This window comes from Nonlabens sp. Asnod2-A12, assembly GCF_045063745.1.
Taxonomy (GTDB): Bacteria; Bacteroidota; Bacteroidia; order Flavobacteriales; family Flavobacteriaceae; genus Nonlabens; species Nonlabens xylanidelens.
Window position 1 is genome coordinate 175631 of record NZ_JBEFOB010000003.1, and the last position, 16528, is coordinate 192158.

Consider the following 16528-nt stretch of genomic DNA (forward strand, 5'->3'; position numbering starts at 1 on the left):
TTTTGAAAAAATATTGTTTAAAGCTACTATTTAATATTCAAAGTTTAATAATGCTGGCTATAAGAATGCAAAAAGCCAAGCTTAATACTTGGCTTTTCAATAATTTGATGATCTATTGGTCTAAAAATTTCAATGTTGTTTTTAATGAGAATTATTCTTCTGGCATCAATAATCCTAAAATATCAATTGCTGCCTCACTAATTTTAGTTCCAGGGCCGAAGACTGCGGCTACTCCAGCATCAAAGAGAAACTGATAATCTTTTCTCGGTATAACGCCACCTACTACTATCATGATGTCCTCACGGCCATATTTATTAAGCTCTTCCATTACTTGCGGCACAAGTGTTTTGTGACCTGCTGCAAGAGAAGAAACACCCAAAACGTGTACATCGTTTTCTACGGCTTGTTTAGCTGCTTCTGCTGGTGTTTGAAACAATGGACCTATATCTACGTCAAAACCTACATCTGCATAACCAGTAGCGACTACTTTGGCGCCTCGATCGTGTCCGTCTTGTCCCATTTTTGCGATCATTATTCTAGGTCTACGTCCTTCGATTTTGGCAAATTGGTCTGCTAGTTGTTGCGCTTTCGCGAAAGCGGAATCATTCATAATCTCTTTCTTATATACTCCTTGTACACTTTTTATAGTCGCTCTATAACGACCGTAAACCTCTTCTAAAGCATCTGAAATTTCGCCTAGTGTAGCTCGTTCTCTTGCCGCATTTACAGCAAGTTCTAGTAAATTACCTTCTTTAGTTCTAGCGCAATTTGTCAGCGCTTTTAAAGCTTTTTCTACTTTTTGAGTGTCTCTCGTGGCTTTAATATCGGTTAACCTATCGATTTGCTCAATACGTACTGCGGCGTTATCTACCTCTAGAGTGTCTATGTTATCCTCGTCTGGGCTAGGGTATTTATTCACTCCTACAATGGTATCTATTCCAGAATCTATACGTGCTTGTTTCTTTGCAGCGGCTTCTTCTATGCGCATTTTAGGAATTCCTGCCTCTATGGCTTTGGTCATTCCACCTAGTTCTTCTACTTCTTCAATAAGTTCCCAAGCCTTATCAGCAATTTGATCTGTAAGGGATTCTACATAATAAGAACCTGCCCATGGATCTACGGTTTTTGTAATTCCTGTTTCTTCTTGTAAAAATAACTGAGTATTTCTAGCTATACGTGCACTGAAATCCGTAGGTAAAGCAATAGCCTCGTCCAGCGCATTAGTGTGTAAACTTTGTGTACCACCGAATGCAGCAGCAGATGCCTCAATAGCAGTTCTAGCCACGTTGTTAAATGGATCTTGCTCTGTAAGTGACCAACCAGATGTCTGACAGTGTGTTCTTAATGCAAGAGATTTGGCATTTTTAGGCTTAAATTGTTTGATCATTTTTGCCCAAAGCATACGTGCTGCACGCATTTTGGCAATTTCCATGAAATGATTCATTCCTATTGCCCAAAAGAAAGATAGGCGAGGAGCAAAGGTATCGATGTCCATTCCTGCAGCTAGTCCTTTGCGTACATATTCCAGACCATCGGCCAGTGTGTAGGCTAGTTCTATATCACTAGTCGCGCCTGCTTCATACATGTGGTAACCAGATATAGAAATCGAGTTGAACTTAGGCATGTGCTGACTGGTGTACTCAAAAATATCTGAGATAATTTGCATACTAGGCGTAGGCGGATAGATATAGGTATTACGTACCATGAATTCTTTAAGAATATCATTTTGTATCGTACCACTCAACAGTTTTTGATCCACACCTTGTTCCATTGCTGCAACTATGTAGAATGCCATGATAGGTAAAACCGCACCATTCATGGTCATAGAAACCGACATTTTATCTAGCGGAATAGAGTCAAAAAGGATTTTCATATCCTCAACACTATCTATGGCAACACCTGCTTTTCCTACATCACCTACCACACGATCGTGGTCACTGTCATAACCTCTATGCGTTGCTAGGTCAAAGGCTACAGAAAGCCCTTTCTGTCCTGCGGCTAGATTGCGTTTATAAAAAGCATTAGACTCTGTCGCACTAGAAAAACCAGCATACTGTCTTACTGTCCATGGACGACGCACGTACATAGTAGAGTAGGGACCACGTAGATTAGGCGCTATACCAGCTACAAAATCTAGATGTTCTAAGCCCGCAACATCTTCTTTGGTGTATTCTTTTTTTATAGAAATCCCTTCAGATGTTTCATAAACAGCGGTTTCTGATCGCTTTGTATGAAAATCGTAATTGGGTTTTATGTTGGAGATGTCTTTTCTTTTCATGATACTAGTTTTTTAAAAGTAGATCCTATTGTTTCTAAAATGTAGAATTACATCTATTCTCTAGACAACGAGTTTCTGTGATTTTATAGATCACAATTTTGCTATTTCACTCTTCTCCAGCTCTTCAGTAATACGCTTGGTAATAATGGGCTGTATTAAAGTCTTGCGAGGTTCTATCTTTCTAAAAGGTAATATTTCGTACTCTTTTTGTAAAGGTAATGCCGCATTAGGATGCTTATTTGCTCCTATAAGAACACGCTTTCCTGTGTTGAAATCTTCTTGCTCTTGTTGTGCACTTTCCTTGATCTTACGCTGTATAGTGCCATCAAAAAGGGACTGTGTAAAACCACCTGCGTTCTCGATATCTTTAAAAATGTCAAGTGCTTTTTCTACCAGTTGCTTGGTAATGGTATCAATGTAGTAAGAACCGTCAGCTGCATTTCCTATTTGATTAAGATAAGCCTCATCTTTTAGAATTCTCAACTGATTGCGTGCTATGCGATCTCCAAATTCATTTTCTTTATTAAAAAATGTATCATATGGAATGTTGCATAAAGTGTCTGCACCACCTAAAATTGCGCTCATACACTCGGTAGTTGTGCGCAGCATGTTCACATTATAATCCATTAAGGATTTATTGCGCAGGCTAGGAGTTGCCGTAATATAACAACCTAAATCGATTGAGTAAACATCTCCCAAAGTTTTGGTTAAAATGCGATAGGCACGATATTTTGCGATTTCAAAAAAGTAATTACTACCTATAACCGTGTCTATGTTGATTCTTTTTCCCGCTTTCGCGAAAGCGGATAACGTACCACCTTCATTTAAATGATTTAAATACTCGTTAAGATGAGCTGTAAAATAAGCTAATTCTTGAGTAATGGTAGCACCAGCTTGTTGATAGGTAGATGTGTTAATAGTGATATTTGAGAAATAGCCATCAAACTTATCAAGAAATGAATCTAAGTTTTTATAATCATGATTTTTATTCTTAAACCAGTTTCCATCACTCGCTAATTGATGAATGATATCTATGTGAATATAAGCATGCGGTGCAATTTGATGAATGGATTTTATATAATCCAGATCAAAAAATTGAGTGTGAATCTGTACACCTACTTTAGGTAGATCTTTAAACAATAGAGTAGGATCTATGCTAGGATTAGGAATGATAAATATAATTCCTTCACCACCACGGTTTAAAATGTCTAGTGCTTTTTTATTTGCAGCTGCAGCATTACCAGCATATACTTTTTGAGATATATACCAGTCATTAGTCTGTGTAGAACGATTAGTGATATTAATATCTGGCGCACTCTCGCTATGATAAAAAGGCTTTATATGAATACCTTCTCTGGTAGCGGTAATAAGAGTTTCATTATAGTCTGCACCTTTAAGGTCCATCTGGATTTTCTGTTTCCACAGAGCTTCAGAAACAGCATCAAAATCTTTAAAAAGTTCTTTACTCATTTTCTTCAGTTTTTACAGAATCTGCGTGTTGAATGATGAATACTTCTTCATTTTCGCGCTTCATTAAATAACGTTCTCTAGCATATTTTTCTAGCCCCAAGCTATCTTGTAGTGAAGCTATTTTTGCCTTATCACGGGCAATACCTTTCCTATAGAAATCGGCATTTTCTTGTTTTTCGGCAAGTTGCTTGTCTATCTCTCTATGAGATGTCATCCATGCATTTGCATCTAGAAAACATATCCAGATGGCAAAGAAGATGGTGATGAGTGTGTATTTATTACTAAAAAACCTCCACCACGGATTAGCTTTTAATTTTTTTAATCCCATAAGTGGAAATTTAAGAAATTATCCTAGCTTTTGATCGATAATAGTACGCAAGATTTTAACACCTACGGTATTAAATCTATTTGTAGGTATAATCACGTCTGCATAGGCTTTAGTGATTTCTATAAACTGTTGGTGCATAGGTTTTAACGTCGTTTGGTAACGTTCTAAGACTTCATTAAGATCACGACCACGGTCTGCAATATCACGTTTTAATCTTCTAATCAATCGCTCATCGCTATCACAGTCTATGTATACTTTTATATCAAATAACTTGCGTATGCGCGGCATGGTAAGTATAAGAATACCTTCTACGATAACTACTTTACTAGGTGCTGTTTTTATGGTCTCACCAGTACGATTGTGCTCCACAAAGCTATAAACCGGTTGGTCTATAGTATTACCTTTTTTTAATTCTAGCAGGTGTTTTTCTAAAAGATCAAAGTCTATGCTTTCTGGATGATCAAAGTTGATTTGTGTGCGTTCTTCATATGTAAGATCGCTAGTATCTTTATAATAAGAATCTTGAGATATTACGGTTACTTCGTGATCAGGGTATTCATGTACCATTTGTTCTACCACTGTAGTTTTACCGCTACCTGTTCCACCGGCAATTCCTAATATAAGCATGAGATATTTTTGTTTTTGCAAAAGTACGGATTTAGGTTTGAGTTTCTAGCTTTTGATTTGTGCAGCTGTTGTTTTAGTTTCTTCTTTATGATCTATACTAAATGGAAAGTAATTGAATAGCACAGGTATAATTTATATTAGGTATTTCTAACTTTACAAAAAAAAAGAATTCATGAAAATGCAAATGGAGTCCACATGGAAAGAGGTATTGCTAGACGATTTAAGTCAACCTTATTATGAAGAATTGAAAAGCTTTGTTAGTGAGGCTTATAAGCGATATACTTGCTACCCACCAGAGGACAAAATTTTTGCCGCTCTTAATCGTACTCCGTTTGATAAGATAAAAGTGGTTATCATAGGTCAAGACCCATATCATGGTACTGGACAAGGAAATGGTCTTTGCTTTTCAGTTTCTGATGGGGTAAAACACCCACCTAGTTTGATCAATATTTTTAAGGAAATAGCAACAGATTTAGATAAGCCATATCCAGATTCTGGTAATCTAGAACGCTGGGCAGATCAAGGTGTGTTGCTTTTAAATGCAGTGCTTACTGTAGAAGAAGGTAAGGCTGGAAGCCACCAAAAAAAGGGTTGGGAGAAATTTACAGATGCTATTATAAAAAAAATATCTCAAGAAAGTAAAGATGTCGTGTTTCTATTATGGGGTGGATTTGCTAAAGGAAAAGCAAAACTCATAGATAAGAATGCGCATCTTATACTAGAAAGCGGTCATCCATCACCGTTAAGTGCAAACCGTGGGTACTGGTTTGGGAATAGACACTTTTCAAAGACTAATGAATATTTAAAAGAAAAAGGAATGGAACCAATTATATGGTAAAATCTTGTGCCCTAATTAATAGTAAATAGACTTTTATAAAGATCTTGTCCTACAGCTAGGAGAAACCACTATACAAGTTTTTAATAGACTACTTTTATCCTCATACATACGACTGAATAACAAAGTAATTTTTTACTCTTTTAATATGAGTTTCTTTGTTTTTTAAATGGTGTAAAACTTTAAAAATCAAAACTATATAATGATTAAAGATATTCAATTAAACAAGCCAGAAGCTATAGATGTAACAGAAAGACCTGCATTTTATAATGCAGATTCTAATCTAGTTACTACCATGAACAACTTAGAAGAAGGCAAAGTAGTTTTAATAAGGTCATTTTATAGTAACGGTTTACATTTACTTAAGGAATTGCATACGCATCTTAAAAAGAAGTTACCTAATAAAACATACCAAGAACAGCAAGTATATCGCGATACCTATCGTAAATTATCTAACCTTATTTTATTAGAAATAGTAGATAATAAGTTAGAAGTTGCAAAGGCGCCATCCATAGGTTGGTTAGAAAAACTGTACCCTGAGATTCAAAATTTTCATCTTACTTTACCACAAGTTCAAGGACTTAACAGTTCATGGCAGTGGTATAAAAAAGGAATTTCTATACCTGTATTGCGCAACAAAATACATCCTTTTTATGGTGTTTATTTTCCAACAAGATTTGAGCATCTAGAAGTTTTTGATAATTACTTAAAACGTTATGAAGGTCCTAAAAAAGCTGCTATAGATGTAGGAGTAGGCTCTGGAGTTTTATCATTACAAATGGTAAAGCACGGTTTTCAAAAAGTATATGGTACAGATGTTAATCCTAACGCTATAGTAGGTCTTACGGAGTTTATGGGAGAGACTAAACTATCACGTAAGATAGAATTAGACTACGCACCGCTTTTTGGTAAATTTGATATACCTGTAGAACTTATTGTTTTTAATCCGCCGTGGTTACCGGCAGATAAAGATGTCGATGGTATAGATGAAGCTATTTATTATCCTGAAGAAATGTTTCCAGCGTTTTTTGAGGCCGCAAAAGAACGTCTATTACCAGATGGTAAATTGGTTATTATATTTTCTAACCTGGCTCAAATTACTAATGTTACAACCGAGCATCCTATAGAGAATGAAATAGCAAATAATGATAGATTTGAACTAGAGAGAACTTTTAAAAAGAGAGTTAACTCTGCGTCAGAAAAAACAAAACGTAATCCACACTGGAGAGATTTAGAAGAAGTAGAGCTTTGGGAGCTGAAGCTTAAATAAATTCTCAAATTTTAAAAGGCTATTTAATCTTGCGTTGTTCATCTTCAGTGCGAGTAAAATACCAATAGATTACATAAAATATACTAAAAACGCCTGCTATAAATGCCCATAGTAGGCTTCTATTTCTGGTCCAAGAACAAACAACTGCCATAGAAGAGAAAATGGCTGTACCTGTAGATATTCCTGTAGAATAGTTAGTTGTTATGGTTTCTTGTATAGTTGTAAGTAACAATGTCATAATTATTTATTTTCTTTTTTATAGAAATGAAGTTACATCTTCGTGTTTAGATCGCTGATAGGGGACATGAGTCATTTCTATGGCAGCCTTATTTAAATATATTTCAATGGTTCCTATTAGAGCGAACTTATCAAGTTTTTGGTTTTAAAATTATAAATATAATCAAGATGGTTAAATGATTTAAGTTTTCGCAATAGCGATATATAAAGTACTGTTTTTAATTCAAGGAATATTTTATAGTTTCCATTTTTGCATAACATTTTAGAAAAAGGGAACAACAGTTGCTAATTAAAAGTTTGAATTTTGTAAAATGAATAATATATCTAAATTAGGAATTTTCACCATTCTTCTAGTCAGTAGCTTAACCATTATGGTAGGTACTGCTATAGCTCCATCTTTATCTGGAATTATTAAAAACACAGATTTTAGTTTTTCACCGAGTTGGTTAATTACATTACCATCCTTAGGAGTAGTAGTATTTGCACCGTTTATAGGCGGTATTTTAAAGAAAATAGGCAAATTCAATCTACTGACCATGGGATTAATACCGTATGCTGTATTAGGTGTAATAGGAGCATTTATAAAGAACGATTATTTGTTGATAGTTGATAGATTTCTTTTAGGAGGTGCAACGGTAATGGTACAAGTGTCCGTAACTGCATTTATTGCAGAGCTGTTTACTGGAGAAACACGGCTTAAAATGATTTCTTGGCAAGTGATGTCTATAGAGTTAGGTGGTGTTGTATTTCTTGCTTTAGGAGGTATTCTAGGTGAGATAAATTGGCAATTTCCGTTTTATATCTATCTATTAGGTTTAGTCTGTTTTTTACTAGTTACAAAGTTTTTACCTAAGTCCAAAGAAGTAACAGAAACAGAAGTGGATGAGAAAGTTACTAAAACCCAAAATAAACTAGAAGTAAACGTCATACTAATAGCCACGTTACTTGCGATGATGTTGTTTTTTATAGGTTTTGTAACGATACCATTATACTTACCTAAATTTTTCAATTTTGATCAATCAGAGACAGGTTATTTAATGGCTTTTATTTCTTTTCTAGCTATAATCACAGCTAGTCAAATGCCTAAAATGGTACGCGCTTTAGGAGATGGTAAGACGGTAGCTCTAGGATTTATCTTTTTCATGTTGGGATACTTAACTCTTTCTGGTGCGTTAAGCACACCTGTTTTAATTATTGCAGCATTATTGATAGGTATAGGTTTTGGTTTTACCATTCCATTATTAAGCAATATGATAATAGATGCAAGTGATAAAAGCAATCAAGGAAAAAATTTAAGTTTACTATCGATGGCGATATTTGGAGGACAGTTTTTATCCACGTTTATTGAATTCATCTCTGATGATTATAAATCGATTTATGGAATTACTGCAGCTCTTGCGTTTATGATAGCAGTGGTACTTTATAACCTTTTTCAGAAAATCGCCAAGAATAGATTGTAAAAGTTTTCTGCTTATTTTTGACTTATAGGTTGAGAGCAAATGAATAGCATACAACAGAAGAATAAATTTCAAATCATAGAAAATTTTAATATAGGGACTAGCATTCTATCTGACAACTCAATGGGGATTTATATCAAGTTGATCTCAAATCAAGAGATGGATATTCATTTTAAACCTTTAAATGAAACTTTCAAAAGTGAAGCTTTTAATGAGAACTCTGGTATTCTCATTAATTTTAAGCGTGATTTAATAGAGGAAGATGATATAGAGTATGCGCTAGATGTCATGTACCTTTTTAACAAATACCCACAATTTAAGCTTACTGCGATAGATGAAGTTTTAAAAGTAAAAAATCTCACAAACTTACTTAAGGAAGAATATAATAGAGATGGAGCATCTTATATTATGATTAAAACCTTGCTCAAAGTACTGATTTTACATTTTATACGTTATCAAAACAATGAATTTTTAAAACAAGACTTAAATCAAAAGCGTGTTTTCCAATTTCTAGAATTAATGGAAACACATTATCTAAATGAACAAAACCCAGATTATTATGCGGTGCGTTTAGGTATAAGTCTAAAACGATTAAATCAAATACTTCAAGAAAAACTGAGTTTAACAGCTAGGCAAGTTATACAACAACGTCTCATTACTGAGGCTAAAAGACTGTTGATCAAAGGAGAATTATCTATTAAGGAGATCTCTTACTTGCTTTCCTTTGAGTCTATAGGTAGTTTTTCAAGATTTTTTAAGAAGAATGTAGGTCATAGCCCTACTGCATTTAAAAGCGATAATTAAGCTGTGGAGAGTTGGTTATCTCGAGGTAAGAAGTAAATAATATTTCATAAAAAAAGCACCACTGTAAAGTGGTGCTTTTGATACTTATTCTAAGATAGAGGACTATCCTAAATATGATTTAAGGATCTTACTTCTTGAATTCTGACGTAATCTTTTGATACCTTTTTCTTTAATCTGGCGCACGCGCTCACGAGTTAAATCAAAAGTTTCACCGATTTCTTCCAGACTCATAGGTTGTTGATTACCGATACCGAAGTAAAGAGAAATCACGTCTGCTTCTTTTTGAGAAAGAGTTTCTAACGCACGAGTAATCTCTAGAGTAAGAGATTCATGCATTAATTCTCTATCAGGGTTAGGCGACTCACCACTACGTACCACGTCGTAAAGGTTAGAAGTTTCACCTTCTTTAAGAGGCGCATCCATCGATACGTGACGACCTGCATTCTTAAGAGATTGTTTCACATCACTTACCGTCATGTCCAGTTCTTTTGCAAGTTCTTCTGGAGATGGAGGACGCTCATGCAATTGCTCAAGATGAGAAAAAGCCTTATTAATCTTGTTAATGGATCCAATCTTATTTAATGGAAGACGCACGATACGTGACTGCTCTGCTAGTGCTTGTAAGATGGACTGTCTAATCCACCATACCGCGTAGGAGATGAATTTAAAACCACGAGTCTCATCAAATCTTTTTGCAGCCTTTACGAGTCCGGCATTACCTTCATTAATAAGATCTGGAAGCTTAAGCCCTTGATTTTGATACTGTTTTGCAACAGAAACCACAAAACGTAAATTTGCAGTGGTCAACTTCTCAAGAGCTCTCTGATCACCTTTCTTAATGCGCTGTGCTAGTTCTACTTCTTCCTCTGCAGTGATTAGATCAATTTTAGAGATATCTTGTAGGTACTTATCAAGCGATTTTGATTCACGGTTTGTAACCTGTTTGGTGATTTTGAGTTGTCTCATTTAGATAATAAAGATTAAAAAATTAATGACCTGACAGCTTTTGTCAGATGTTAATAGTATAGCAAAAATCATACCAAAAGCGTTTTTTATGACACCTTATCAGGCTAGTAATACTGTGACTTGTGCTACAATTTATTAGTCGTCACAAGTACATTTTTGTTACACTATTTATAGCTAGCTAGTAGTAAAATGTTGGGTTAATTGATCTTACTACTAGTGTAATAAGGAGGTGTGGAGATATGTTGTTTAAAAAATAAAGTATACTATTTGTTAAAATAGTCGTGATTTAATAAGTAAAATTATATTTTGTCCTAACTCAAAAAACTTTTATGAAATTATCATACGTCATTCTATTTTTTATTTTGTCATGTTTTTACTGTCAGTCACAGATAGGAGTTAGTGAAACCGGTTTATGGTCGCAGTACATTTATAAAAAAGCATTTAATGAAAAGTGGGCTATAGCTGGTGATTTTCAATACCGCACTTATGAAGTAGGTAACGATTTCCAGCAGTTTATCGCTCGAGCAGCAATTTCTTATCAGCCTGAAAACACGGCGATAGATTTTCAAGCTGGTTATGGTTATTTTACAGGACAGCCATTTGGCATAAGCGATACTTCTACGACAGAGCATAGATTACATCAAGATCTTTGGTTTTCTAGTAAGGTAAGTAACCGTTTTGAACTTAAACATCGCTTGAGAATAGAAGAACGTTTCATTGAAAATCAAGATTTTAGATCAAGATTGCGTTATACTTTATTTCTTAATGTTCCACTTAATAATAAAACCATAGTTGACAACACCTTTTACATTGCCTTATGGAATGAGATTTTCATTAATGGACAGACAGATACCGGTACTGGAACTGTAGAATATTTTGATAGAAACTGGACATTTGCTGGTTTGGGTTATAAATTAAACTCAGCTCTTAAATTTCAAGCAGGTTATATGCGAGAAGTAACGCCAGGAATAAGTAAGGGACAGGTAGTTCTTACCGTATTTCATAGTTTGTAATATATTATTTTTATGAATAGGTGTTCCGCTTTCGCGAAAGCGCAATTAACAACATCCTAGTGCTTGTAATATTTAATTTCATATCATTCCATAACGAATGAAATGTCGAATAATAATTGTCATTAAAATGAAGTTCATTAACATAAAATAGATATAATACTACCTTAACATACTCATGATGGTGTGGTCGTAGGTTTGGACTTCAAATACTAGTCCATGCGTTTTTTTACTTTTCTCTTATTATTTCTATTGGTTTTAAATACTGTTTCTTGTGATACAGATAATAATTATTCCATACCTAGAAAAGAGCTAAAACAAGATTTAGAGAAATTTAAAGTCGCAACTCAAAAATTACAAAAGGTGGCTCGTGCATACCAATTGCAGCAAGTAAATAAAGATAGTTTAAAACATACAGTCACCTCTACCAGGCTAGCTTATAAGCGTATAGAATTTATAGTAGCTTATAAATTCCCAGGTTATGCAAAATCACATTTTAATGGAGCACCTTTATTACAAGTAGATAAATCTGGCACAAGGGCAAACATAGTCCCTCCAGAAGGGTTGCAGGTATTAGACGAGCTTTCTTTTTCTAATGAGGCATTTGATAAACGTACTGAAATCTCTAGTCTTGCAACTAAATTGAATGCGAGTTATTCCATTATATATAAAGATTTACATACTGTTAACTTCAGTATAACAGATTATTGGAATGCTACTCGATTAGATCTGATACGCATATTCACTTTGGGAGTTACAGGATTTGATACTCCTGGTAGTTTAAATGGTATACGAGAAGCGAGAGAGTCTCTAGATGCTATACATAATAATTTAAAAGAGGCAGGGATTAAACATCATGATTTTCAAGATATAGACGCGCGACTTAAAGAATCGATTGAATTTTTATCAAATCAGAATGACTTCAACTCATTTGATAGACTTAGTTTTCTTACCAATTATATAGAACCTTTATATAAGGAGACTGCATTAATAGGTGAGAAGTATGGTTGGAATCTCAAGTTGTATAATTCGCCGTGGAATCCCAATAGTACTTCCATTTTTGCAGCAGATTTTATGGATCCATATTTTTTTACTGAACTTACAGCATCACAGGATAGTGAAGAGTTAAGAGAATTAGGGAAAGATCTTTTTAATGAAAAAGATCTAAGTTCTAGTGGTACCATAAATTGTGCTAGTTGTCATTTATCTGAAAAAGCTTTTACTGATGGTGAGACTAAATCATTGAGCTATATAGATGGTAAACGAGTACAAAGAAACTCACCTACACTTTTAAACGCTGTATATGCAGACCGTTATTTTTATGACTTAAGAGCCTATACCTTAGAACAACAAGTAGAACACGTTATTTTTAACGAAGCCGAATTTAATACCGCTTATACTGAAATTTTAGAAAGACTTAAAAAGAATGATAAGTACATCTCTAGGTTTGAATCTATTTTTGGTAAAGAACCATTTAAGAGAGAAAACCTGGCCAGTGCTCTTGCGTCCTATGTATTATCACTGCAATCACATAACAGTAGATTTGATGCCTATGTAAGAGGTGAAACAACAGAATACAGTGACATGGAAAAATTAGGCTTTAATCTATTTGCCGGTAAAGCAAATTGTGCTACATGTCATTTTACACCTACTTTTTCTGGATTAGTGCCGCCATTATTTAATGAAAGTGAAAGCGAGATACTAGGTGTTTTAAAGTCTGCTAATCATGATATTCCTGTTTTAGATACGGATATGGGAAGGATAGAGAACGGTAACTACAGAGAAGATGCATGGATTTATCAAAGATCATTTAAGACCACCACAACAAGAAATATAGCATTAAGTGCTCCTTACTTTCATAACGGGACATATGAAAACTTAGAACAAGTTATCGACTTTTATAATCGTGGTGGTGGTGCAGGTATGGGACTGAAGGTACCTAATCAAACGTTAAGTGATTCTTCTCTAGATCTTGATGATATAGAAATAGAAGCTTTAATAGCGTTTTTAAATTCACTTACCGAATACTAACCTTTTTTAGTTTTATTAGGATAAATCTTACTTTCTAGTTTCTTTTATATATTTTTTTAGCTGTTCAATTATTTAGTTTTCAGAATATTATGCTAAGCATAGTAACTTTAGTTTTACATGTGTAAGGTTAATTTAAAGCGGAAGCATAAATGCATTACATAGTAGTAATGAATGGTTAATAATTATGAAATCTGTTTAGGTTTTAGTTCAGATAGTTTTGTCTGAACTAAAACTCTCTAATAATGAAAAATAAATTACACTTACTGTTTGTTATCGGTTTATTCCTTACCGCAACAAATACAATTAAGGCACAAAATTTGCCTATCTCTACAGGAGATACGTGGTCATATAACGACAGTGGTACAGATTTAGGTACTGCTTGGACTTCTACCACATACGATGATACCGCATGGGCTACTGGTGCTTCAAAATTGGGATATGGAGATGGTAATGCTGCTACTACACTTAGTTATGGTACAGATTCTTCAAATAAATATCCTACTTATTATTTCAGAAAAACCTTAAATGTAACTGATGCAAGTCAAGTTGGTGACTTAATTTTTAATATACTATTTGATGACGGTGTAGCCGTTTATCTTAACGGCACAGAAGTATATAGAGCAAATCTTGCTGCCAATGCTACTTACAGCGACTTTGCTACAGGTACCGTGGCAGGTAGTGATGAAAATGATTACGATAACATTTTAGTATCTGGGCTACTAGTAGACGGTATTAATGTTATTGCTGTAGAGGTACATCAAACTAGTGGTAGTAGTTCTGATATGGGATTTGATTTAACCTTAGAAGATGCTAGTACTGTTGTAACACCTGCAATTTTCCCACTAACTCAAGGTAGTACTTGGTCTTATTTAGATAATGGTTCAGATCAAACTAATACATCGTGGAATCAGGCTGGTTTTGATTTTTCTTCATGGTCTAACGGTGCGGCACCATTAGGTTACAATAATCCAGTGGTAACTAATTTATCCTTTGGACCTGATGCAAATAATAAATTTATCACATCTTACTTTATTAAAGAGTTAGATGTAGACGTAAATACTATTACTGATGATGTAGTTTTTGGACTTCTAAGAGATGATGGAGCTATTGTTTATGTGAATGGACAAGAAGTTATAAGAGATAACATGCCAGCTGGTGTTATAGATTACCTAACACACTCTTCTACTATTGTAAGTGGAGCAGATGAAGGAGTTTATTACATTCATCGTGTGCCTAAATCATTTTTTCAAAACGGTATCAACACTATAGCTGTAGAATTACATAACCGTGACGGGCAAAGCTCTGACCTTTCATTTGATATGTTTATAGAAAACGATTCAGTTACAGTTACTCCTTATAATTGTCAACCTGGTGATATAGGCTGTTTTACTTCTATAGTACCTACAGGACAGACTTCAAATATGATTTATCCTACCGCACACCGTTTTCAAATGCTTTTTAAACAAGGAGAGCAGTACACAGATGGGTCAGGAACAGTGCCTGGTAATAATGATTTTACTGGTTATGTACCAGCAACTGCAGGAAGTAGTACAAATGGTTTTGTATCTGTAAATCATGAAACAACACCTGGTGGGGTTTCTATAGTAGATGTAACATTTGATGCTGCAAGTAATCTTTGGGTAAAAAACGCAACATCTAGAGTTGACTTATATAACAATGCATTAGTTACTACTACAAGAAACTGTTCTGGTGGGACTACACCATGGGGAACCATTATTACTGCCGAAGAATCTACTAATAGTGGAGATGTAAATGCAGATGGGTATCAAGATGTAGGATGGTTAGTAGAAATAGATCCTGTTACACGCATGGTTAAAGATTATGGAAATGGTCAAGAAAAACTATGGGCCATGGGAAGAATGAAACATGAAAATGTGGTTGTATCTAATGATATGGTAACTGCATACTATGGAGAAGATGGTGGGACAGATGCGGTATATAAGTTTGTTGCAAATACACCAGGAGATCTATCTTCAGGTACGGTATATGCTCTAGTACTAGATGCACCGTTAGTAGGAAATGACCCTACATCTACTACAGCTAGTTGGGTTCAAGTACCTAATACCACACCAGCAGAAAGAAATGATATAAGAAATGCCGCCGCCGCATTAGGAGCTACTAACTTTAATGGTGTAGAAGATTGTGAGATTAACCCAGTAACAGGAGAAATATTTTTTACTTCTAAAGGTAAAGGGCGTACTTATAAATTTACTGATAATGGGACTACTGTAAGCGGTTTTGAAACATATGTAGGTGGTAGATCTTATGATATTACTACGGCAAATGGTGTATTTACAGAAAATTGGGGTAGTGGAAACGATAATCTAACTTTTGACGATAAAGGAAATCTTTGGGTATTACAAGATGGAGGTAATAATTACATCTGGGTAGTACGTCCTGGACATACACAAGCAAACCCACAAGTTGAATTATTTGCTTCTATGCCAGTAGGCTCAGAACCGACAGGCTTAACATTTACACCAGATTTTAAATACGGTTTCTTTTCAGTACAGCACCCTAGTGGTAGTAACTCTCCACAAATAGATGCTACTTTTAATAATGTAGTCTTTGATAAGTCTTCTACCATCGTATTTGCCGTATCAGAGAATTTAGGCCTACAATCTCCCGTTGCAGACTTCACATCTGACACAACCATGGTAGGAACAAATGGTGTGATTACTTATACAGATTTGAGTACTAACACACCAGATTCTTGGAACTGGGTTTTTGAAGGAGGACAGCCAGCAACCTCTACAGATCAATCACCAGTTGTTACTTATCCTACTCCAGGAATTTATGACGTGAGTTTGACAACCTCAAATGTAGCAGGAAGTAGCGATCAAGAATTGAAAGCAGATTATGCAAATGTAGGAACAGCAAGTATAGACGATGCTTTACTAGGAGCGATACAATTGTACCCTAATCCTAATAAAGGTCAGTTAAACATTGATATCACAGGACATGAAGGAGAAAAGCTAAACGTAGAAGTTTATGATCTACAAGGTAGAAAAATAGCACATTTTAGTGATTTTGAAAATAATAGCTTAGTTCAACACTTAAGCTTAGATCTTACATCTGTTACAACTGTAAATCAGCTGTTTATTGTAAAGGTTAATGTAGGAGACCTTTCTGGAAGCTATAAAGTGGTTAGAAATTAATTGCAAGTATTTTATATAATTATTTAAAAGGACTGG

The 16528-nt window shown here is 34.8% G+C and carries 13 protein-coding genes; 7 read left to right on the forward strand and 6 right to left on the reverse strand.

Going from position 1 to position 16528, the window contains the following annotated elements; all coding sequences use genetic code 11:
• Positions 1-151: 151 nt before the first annotated feature.
• From scpA to udk, 4 genes are all read right to left on the reverse strand, one after another.
• Positions 152-2278 carry a methylmalonyl-CoA mutase gene (scpA, locus tag ACJJVJ_RS00855; protein ID WP_405368278.1) on the reverse strand — a complete coding sequence of 709 codons (2127 nt, stop codon included), beginning with the start codon at positions 2276-2278 and terminating at the stop codon, positions 152-154.
• 90 nt (positions 2279-2368) lie between these two features.
• A complete protein-coding gene (locus tag ACJJVJ_RS00860; protein ID WP_405368280.1) occupies positions 2369-3748 on the reverse strand; it encodes a methylmalonyl-CoA mutase subunit beta in 1380 nt (459 codons plus the stop codon).
• Complete coding sequence (locus ACJJVJ_RS00865) at positions 3741-4076, reverse strand: septum formation initiator family protein (protein ID WP_104515974.1); 336 nt, start codon at positions 4074-4076, stop codon at positions 3741-3743. Before ACJJVJ_RS00865 ends, ACJJVJ_RS00860 begins: the two co-directional genes overlap by 8 nt.
• 18 nt (positions 4077-4094) lie before the next feature.
• Positions 4095-4703 carry a uridine kinase gene (udk, locus tag ACJJVJ_RS00870; RefSeq protein WP_104515975.1) on the reverse strand — a complete coding sequence of 203 codons (609 nt, stop codon included), beginning with the start codon at positions 4701-4703 and terminating at the stop codon, positions 4095-4097.
• Between the two features lie 172 nt (positions 4704-4875).
• Between udk and ung the strand changes: the two genes are divergently transcribed.
• Both ung and ACJJVJ_RS00880 read left to right on the forward strand, forming a co-directional pair.
• Positions 4876-5541, forward strand: a complete 666-nt coding sequence (ung, locus tag ACJJVJ_RS00875; RefSeq protein ID WP_405368283.1) for a uracil-DNA glycosylase — start codon at positions 4876-4878, stop codon at positions 5539-5541.
• A 199-nt stretch (positions 5542-5740) separates the two neighbouring features.
• Entirely contained in the window at positions 5741-6808 is a 1068-nt protein-coding gene (locus tag ACJJVJ_RS00880; protein ID WP_405368285.1) for a methyltransferase, read from the forward strand.
• 19 nt (positions 6809-6827) lie between these two features.
• Here the strand turns inward: ACJJVJ_RS00880 and ACJJVJ_RS00885 are convergent, their stop codons facing one another.
• Complete coding sequence (locus tag ACJJVJ_RS00885; RefSeq protein WP_405368287.1) at positions 6828-7046, reverse strand: hypothetical protein; 219 nt, start codon at positions 7044-7046, stop codon at positions 6828-6830.
• 310 nt (positions 7047-7356) lie between these two features.
• Here ACJJVJ_RS00885 and ACJJVJ_RS00890 point away from each other — a divergent pair, with 310 nt between their 5' ends.
• Both ACJJVJ_RS00890 and ACJJVJ_RS00895 read left to right on the forward strand, forming a co-directional pair.
• Positions 7357-8505 carry an MFS transporter gene (locus tag ACJJVJ_RS00890; RefSeq protein WP_405368289.1) on the forward strand — a complete coding sequence of 383 codons (1149 nt, stop codon included), beginning with the start codon at positions 7357-7359 and terminating at the stop codon, positions 8503-8505.
• 39 nt (positions 8506-8544) lie between these two features.
• Complete coding sequence (locus ACJJVJ_RS00895; protein ID WP_405368291.1) at positions 8545-9306, forward strand: helix-turn-helix domain-containing protein; 762 nt, start codon at positions 8545-8547, stop codon at positions 9304-9306.
• A gap of 102 nt (positions 9307-9408) precedes the next feature.
• On the opposite strand, the gene ACJJVJ_RS00900 is transcribed toward ACJJVJ_RS00895, so the two are convergent.
• On the reverse strand, positions 9409-10272 hold the full coding sequence (locus ACJJVJ_RS00900; RefSeq protein WP_101014111.1) for an RNA polymerase sigma factor RpoD/SigA: 864 nt from the start codon (positions 10270-10272) through the stop codon (positions 9409-9411).
• 329 nt (positions 10273-10601) lie between these two features.
• Here ACJJVJ_RS00900 and ACJJVJ_RS00905 point away from each other — a divergent pair, with 329 nt between their 5' ends.
• The 3 genes from ACJJVJ_RS00905 to ACJJVJ_RS00915 all read left to right on the forward strand — a co-directional run bounded on the left by ACJJVJ_RS00905 (position 10602) and on the right by ACJJVJ_RS00915 (position 16492).
• Entirely contained in the window at positions 10602-11285 is a 684-nt protein-coding gene (locus ACJJVJ_RS00905) for a DUF2490 domain-containing protein (protein WP_405368293.1), read from the forward strand.
• 216 nt (positions 11286-11501) lie between these two features.
• Complete coding sequence (locus ACJJVJ_RS00910; protein WP_405368295.1) at positions 11502-13313, forward strand: cytochrome-c peroxidase; 1812 nt, start codon at positions 11502-11504, stop codon at positions 13311-13313.
• A gap of 242 nt (positions 13314-13555) precedes the next feature.
• Positions 13556-16492, forward strand: coding sequence for an alkaline phosphatase PhoX (locus ACJJVJ_RS00915; protein WP_405368296.1), 2937 nt, complete (start codon positions 13556-13558; stop codon positions 16490-16492).
• The last annotated feature ends 36 nt before the right edge of the window (positions 16493-16528 follow it).

Excerpts from the sequence above, each read along its gene's own strand:
- ACJJVJ_RS00885 (WP_405368287.1), bottom strand. The coding sequence starts at position 7,046 with ATGACATTGTTACTTACAACTATACAAGAAACCATAACAACTAACTAT.
- ung (WP_405368283.1), top strand. The coding sequence starts at position 4,876 with ATGAAAATGCAAATGGAGTCCACATGGAAAGAGGTATTGCTAGACGAT.
- ACJJVJ_RS00915 (WP_405368296.1), top strand. The coding sequence starts at position 13,556 with ATGAAAAATAAATTACACTTACTGTTTGTTATCGGTTTATTCCTTACC.
- scpA (WP_405368278.1), bottom strand. The coding sequence starts at position 2,278 with ATGAAAAGAAAAGACATCTCCAACATAAAACCCAATTACGATTTTCAT.
- udk (WP_104515975.1), bottom strand. The coding sequence starts at position 4,703 with ATGCTTATATTAGGAATTGCCGGTGGAACAGGTAGCGGTAAAACTACA.
- ACJJVJ_RS00860 (WP_405368280.1), bottom strand. The coding sequence starts at position 3,748 with ATGAGTAAAGAACTTTTTAAAGATTTTGATGCTGTTTCTGAAGCTCTG.
- ACJJVJ_RS00905 (WP_405368293.1), top strand. The coding sequence starts at position 10,602 with ATGAAATTATCATACGTCATTCTATTTTTTATTTTGTCATGTTTTTAC.
- ACJJVJ_RS00880 (WP_405368285.1), top strand. The coding sequence starts at position 5,741 with ATGATTAAAGATATTCAATTAAACAAGCCAGAAGCTATAGATGTAACA.
- ACJJVJ_RS00895 (WP_405368291.1), top strand. The coding sequence starts at position 8,545 with ATGAATAGCATACAACAGAAGAATAAATTTCAAATCATAGAAAATTTT.
- ACJJVJ_RS00890 (WP_405368289.1), top strand. The coding sequence starts at position 7,357 with ATGAATAATATATCTAAATTAGGAATTTTCACCATTCTTCTAGTCAGT.
- ACJJVJ_RS00865 (WP_104515974.1), bottom strand. The coding sequence starts at position 4,076 with ATGGGATTAAAAAAATTAAAAGCTAATCCGTGGTGGAGGTTTTTTAGT.
- ACJJVJ_RS00910 (WP_405368295.1), top strand. The coding sequence starts at position 11,502 with ATGCGTTTTTTTACTTTTCTCTTATTATTTCTATTGGTTTTAAATACT.
- ACJJVJ_RS00900 (WP_101014111.1), bottom strand. The coding sequence starts at position 10,272 with ATGAGACAACTCAAAATCACCAAACAGGTTACAAACCGTGAATCAAAA.